A 3,473-nucleotide genomic window follows, 5' to 3' on the forward strand; every position below is an offset into this window, starting at 1 on the left:
CGACCGATCACCATCCACCGAGGCTCATCCGTCGTCCGCGCCGGAACCTCGACGCGGTGCGTATCCCGCCACAGTGTCTGCGCCTCGCTGAAGTCGATACCATGCTTGAGCAGGTTTGCCTCACTCTTGGCGGGGTCAAACTCGAACTCAGGCATGTATAGAAATCATACCTAAACTACTCATTGACTGCCCATGTCCCGCGCACCTCAGTGTGGTGACGCCGCCTTGCGGAAAGACGGACGCCGTGTCGTCAAAACTGTCGCCAAAAGCCCCCGCCGGACCCTAATCAGCAAAAAACCCGAGGCCATTGGCCTCGGGTTTTCGTTTGTGGAGCTAAGGGGACTCGAACCCCTGACCCCCACACTGCCAGGAACAGGCATAGCCCCTGAACAGGCTGTTCAGGCTCATTTTCGGGCTGTAGTTGGTGTCGTAGAGGTAGTAACTGTCGTCGGGGTTGTGGTCAAAATCGTCGTCGATCCTCAGGCGGCGGGGTGATCGCCCTGGTCGAGCTTCTCGGCGATCCAGACCTTAATGAGCGACTGGCGAGTGACGCCGAGTCTGGTTGCCTCACGGTCGAGTTCGGCGATCATCCAAGCCGGGAAATCCACATTCACGCGCCGATGTTCCTCACCGGGGCGCCGCGCCCGAGCGGTATCCAGTGCGGCCGCCATGTCCTCGCCGGCGTCGAATCGCTCCTCGAATTCCTTAGCCTTCATAAATCGTCACCTCGTTCTCTCGAGAGGGGCGTACCGAGATGATCCGTACGTATTCATCCCGATACGTCACCACCGCCGACCAAACCCGGCCGCCGATGCGACCGATCACCATCCACCGAGGCTCATCCGTCGTCCGCGCCGGAACCTCGACGCGGTGCGTATCCCGCCACAGTGTCTGCGCCTCGCTGAAGTCGATACCATGCTTGAGCAGGTTTGCCTCACTCTTGGCTGGGTCAAACTCGAACTCAGGCATGTATAGAAATCATACCTAAACTACTCATTGACTGCCCGTGTCCCCCACACTTCAGTGTGGTGACGCCGCCTTGCGGAAAGACGGACGCCGTGTCGTCGAAACTGTCGTCGAACGCCCCCACCGGCACCCGCCCAACAAGAAACCCGAGACCTTATGTTCTCGGGTTTTTCCTGGTGGAGCTAAGGGGACTCGAACCCCTGACCCCCACACTGCCAGTGTGGTGCGCTACCAGCTGCGCCATAGCCCCAGGTGCGGTTCGAAACTACACCACCGCCGCATCGGCCTCAAAACCCCGCCAGACCCCTTGACCCGGCCGCCGACCACCGACGTCCGTGCCCGACTTGGAGCGACAGATCCCACGGCAGACTGCAGCCGTCGATCGTAGCTGGGCAAAAACACCCAGTACCCGGACACCGGCCGGCCACCCCGACCGCCATCCGCCCGGGCGCCCGTCGCTCTCAGCCCGGCGCCGGCTCGTCGCGGGTCTCCGGGGCCAGCGCCCACCCGACTGCCGCGAGCATCAGGATGCTCCCGCTGATCCCGAAAGCCCACCCGTAGGACATCTGCTGAGCGATCAACCCGACGCCCAGCGATCCGACGATGGAACCGAAGTCCGACATCATCTGGAAGGCTGCGACCGCCGTGCCGCCCTGGGCCTTGCCGATGACGTCGGCAATAGAGGCCTGTTGCGGTGAGGCGTAGATGCCCGAGGCCGCCCCGGCAACCACCGCCTCGACGAAGAACAGCGGCAGCGACGTCGCCAACCCCAGCGCCGCCGTCGACGCCGCGGACAGCGCCAGGCCCGCGATCAGCAGCGGCTTGCGCCCGATCCGGTCGGAGAGCCGGCCCGCGTACATCACCACCGCGACGTTGCCGACCGCGAACGCGGCCAGCGCCAGCCCGGCCACGTGGCGCGGCTGGCGGTCGAGAACCTCCTCGACGAACAGTGGTACCAGTGCGAATCGCAGCCCGAACAGAGACCAGCCGGTGGCGAAGTTGGACAGCAGCGCCGCCCGATAGGCGCGGTGCCGCAGAGCAACCCACACGGTGACGGTCAGCTCGTCCTCGTCCGGCGGTGCGGCCAGTGGCGACTTCCGCAGGCCGACCAGCACCACCGCCGCCGCCAGGATGAGCAGCGCGCCGTACATCAGGAACGGGGCCCGCAGGCCAAGCCCCGCGGTCATATTGCCCAGCACGGGCCCCGCCACCGAACCCACCAGGAACGCGCCGGCGAACAGTCCGGCCACCCGGCCGCGGGCGTCGTGCGGACTGATCCGGATCATCAAGCCCAGCGCCGAGACGAAGAACATCGTCGAGCCGATCCCGCCGAGCGCCCGGAATACCAGCAGCTGCCAATAGGTGTGGGCGAACCCGCAGGCGACGGTGGTCACCGCGACGATCAAGACACCGCTGATGTAGACCTTCCGCTCCCCCAGACGCTGTACCAGCATGCCGGTCGGCGGTGCGGCCAGCAGGCGCATCAACGCGAAGGCGGTGATGATGAATGTGGCCGCACTGATGCTGACCCCGAAGTGCAGGGCGAGGTCGGGCAGCACCGGGGCCACCAGACCGTAACCCAGCGCGACGATCGCATTCGCCCCGATCAGCGACCACACCTCGCGGGGCAGCTTCTCCTGCGCCGTGGTGCTCTCCGCGACCGAACTCACGAGACGACTGTATTCGGACGGCGCTTTGCGCTGTTCTAGCGGCCTATATCAGCAGGTCGATGAGCAGCGAAAACCTCGCCTCATCCGTGAGTATCTCTGGTGTAATAATCTCCCCACCGTTCGGCGGGAGCCAGGCCACTGACGTACGAAGGCGAGGGGTAGCAGGATGGAACCGCTGCTCTTCGCCGCTCCCGGATTACGGTAGCCGAAGCTCTACCGGTTCCATCTTTGCCGCGGTAGTGAACCTCGAACCGGCCACCGAAGTGCAGAAGGAACTACGCAATCGCGCGGTCAGCATAATCGGAGATCCGAGCAGCGCCGAACAGCGGTGGTTGTTCACGGTGGGCCCCGCCGAGCTGCCTCCGGTGTTTCTGATCGCCATCCTGGCCTGGATCATCCTGGAGTTCCTGGCCTTCGGACTGTGCTCGCCTCGCGGACCCGCCGTCTACCTGCTGATCCTGGTCGCCGCGGTGGTGGTGTCCTCTGCGATGTTCCTCGTTCTGGAGTTGAAAGATCCGGTCACAGGGTTCGTGCGGGTATCGACCGAGCCGAGCAGCATCTGGGCGATCGCGCTGTTCGATCAATAGCACCGGCAGTCAAGACGCCCGCGCGGTAATCACAGCCCTGAAGTCACAGCCGGCCGATCTCCCCGAAGCTGACACCCCGGCCCGTGTGAGACCAGAGAGGGGTACACGTCCAGCTAGTCGCATTAGCGGCCAGTCGGCATTACTCACGATATGACGGTATTCACCACTTCCCTGGCGGCTTGCTGCATCTGCGCCAGATGCTCGGGACCCTTGAAGGACTCGGCGTAGATCTTGTAGACGTCCTCGGTGC

General features: G+C 64.3%; 6 protein-coding genes and 1 tRNA gene. 1 reads left to right on the forward strand and 6 read right to left on the reverse strand.

Annotation, left to right across the window (positions count from 1 at the left end):
* The 5 genes from ACKOQ4_RS13950 to ACKOQ4_RS13970 form a co-directional block, all read right to left on the reverse strand.
* Positions 1-155 (reverse strand): BrnT family toxin (locus ACKOQ4_RS13950; protein ID WP_526292826.1); only part of this gene is annotated, 155 nt, incomplete at its 3' end.
* Positions 156-479: 324 nt separating this feature from the next.
* Complete coding sequence (brnA, locus tag ACKOQ4_RS13955; RefSeq protein WP_526292818.1) at positions 480-716, reverse strand: type II toxin-antitoxin system BrnA family antitoxin; 237 nt, start codon at positions 714-716, stop codon at positions 480-482.
* On the reverse strand, positions 706-969 hold the full coding sequence (locus tag ACKOQ4_RS13960) for a BrnT family toxin (RefSeq protein ID WP_526292820.1): 264 nt from the start codon (positions 967-969) through the stop codon (positions 706-708). The genes brnA and ACKOQ4_RS13960 overlap by 11 nt, the downstream gene beginning before the upstream one ends.
* Positions 970-1,140: 171 nt before the next feature.
* A tRNA-Ala gene (locus tag ACKOQ4_RS13965) sits at positions 1,141-1,216 on the reverse strand.
* A gap of 211 nt (positions 1,217-1,427) precedes the next feature.
* A complete protein-coding gene (locus tag ACKOQ4_RS13970; protein WP_526292822.1) occupies positions 1,428-2,636 on the reverse strand; it encodes an MFS transporter in 1,209 nt (402 codons plus the stop codon).
* Positions 2,637-2,695: 59 nt separating this feature from the next.
* Between ACKOQ4_RS13970 and ACKOQ4_RS13975 the strand changes: the two genes are divergently transcribed.
* Complete coding sequence (locus ACKOQ4_RS13975; RefSeq protein WP_526292824.1) at positions 2,696-3,223, forward strand: bestrophin-like domain; 528 nt, start codon at positions 2,696-2,698, stop codon at positions 3,221-3,223.
* A gap of 143 nt (positions 3,224-3,366) precedes the next feature.
* On the opposite strand, the gene ACKOQ4_RS13980 is transcribed toward ACKOQ4_RS13975, so the two are convergent.
* Positions 3,367-3,473 (reverse strand): hypothetical protein (locus ACKOQ4_RS13980; RefSeq protein WP_526292828.1); only part of this gene is annotated, 107 nt, incomplete at its 5' end.

The sequence above is a fragment of the Mycobacterium sp. genome (genome assembly GCF_046095365.1).
Taxonomy (GTDB): domain Bacteria; phylum Actinomycetota; class Actinomycetes; order Mycobacteriales; family Mycobacteriaceae; genus Mycobacterium.

Coding starts and splice junctions, on each gene's coding strand:
- ACKOQ4_RS13960 (WP_526292820.1), bottom strand. CDS start 969: ATGCCTGAGTTCGAGTTTGACCCAGCCAAGAGTGAGGCAAACCTGCTC.
- brnA (WP_526292818.1), bottom strand. CDS start 716: ATGAAGGCTAAGGAATTCGAGGAGCGATTCGACGCCGGCGAGGACATG.
- ACKOQ4_RS13975 (WP_526292824.1), top strand. CDS start 2,696: ATGAGCAGCGAAAACCTCGCCTCATCCGTGAGTATCTCTGGTGTAATA.